Annotated in this window: 1 protein-coding gene; it reads left to right on the forward strand. The window is 54.5% G+C overall.

Annotated features, from left to right (window positions below; all coding sequences use genetic code 11):
- Positions 1 to 113: 113 nt before the first annotated feature.
- On the forward strand, positions 114 to 1,033 hold a 920-nt coding region (locus tag ACE4YL_RS00010), incomplete at its 3' end, for a DUF5131 family protein (RefSeq protein WP_461368956.1).

A 1,033-nucleotide genomic window follows, 5' to 3' on the forward strand; every position in this document is an offset into this window, starting at 1 on the left:
GTGAATCGCAGGGATCATGTGACAGGTGACGTGGCGCTCATACCCAGGACAAGCATCAGCAGGCTTGAGCGGGCACTTGAAGAGGCGCGGAGGGCGATTGAGGGGGGACAACCATGAACACCACAACCATTGAATGGGCTACGCATACATGGAATCCGGTGACGGGCTGCACTCCTGTTTCAGAGGGCTGCGAGAATTGCTACGCCAAACGCATGGCTCAGAGGTTGCGTGGCAGGTATGGGTATCCCGAAGATGAGCCGTTTAAGGTGACGCGACATGACAATAGATTATTGCAGCCTTTGAAGCTGCGGAAGCCGTCAAGGATCTTTGTATGCAGCATGGGCGACCTGTTTCATGAGGATGTCCCCAATGACTATATAGACCAGGTGTTTGGTGTTATGACTCATGTATCGGTTGAGCATCACACGTTCTTAATTCTAACGAAACGACCAGAAAGGATGAGGAGGTATATATCAAGCCTTGATTGTCAAGACTGGGGGCTTCCGCGAGGGAATATATGGCTTGGCGTAACAGTTGAGAACAACAACAACCTATGGCGCATTGAAGAACTGCTACAAATCCCCGCAGCGGTGAGGTTCGTATGCTGTGAGCCGATGTTGGGGCCGGTGGATCTACGACTCGGACAACACTGGCTCATTAGCGTCGGTGGGGGGTATGGCAAATTTCATTTTCTCGGACATGAGCACGAGGCGGAGGAAATGAGGGCGCATAAAGCGCGTTGGGAGGGCGCAGTTGCCAAGAAAAGATGGCTTCCCGGTATCGACTGGGTTATCTGTGGAGGCGAGACGGGCCCCGGCGCACGTCCTATGCACCCGGATTGGGTGCGGCTCTTGCGCGATCAGTGTCAGGTAGCAGGTGTGCCGTTTCTGTTCAAGCAGTGGGGAGAGTGGGCGCCAATCCATGAGCTGAGATGCGGGGAGCCGGGCATCAAGGGCAGGCGGTGGTTCAACTTCGACCCAGACACAACAGTTTGTAAGGTTGGCAAGAAACGCTCTGGACGCTTGCTTGACGG

It is taken from the genome of Candidatus Darwinibacter acetoxidans, from assembly GCF_041936445.1.
Taxonomy (GTDB): domain Bacteria; phylum Bacillota; class Limnochordia; order Darwinibacteriales; family Darwinibacteriaceae; genus DTU010.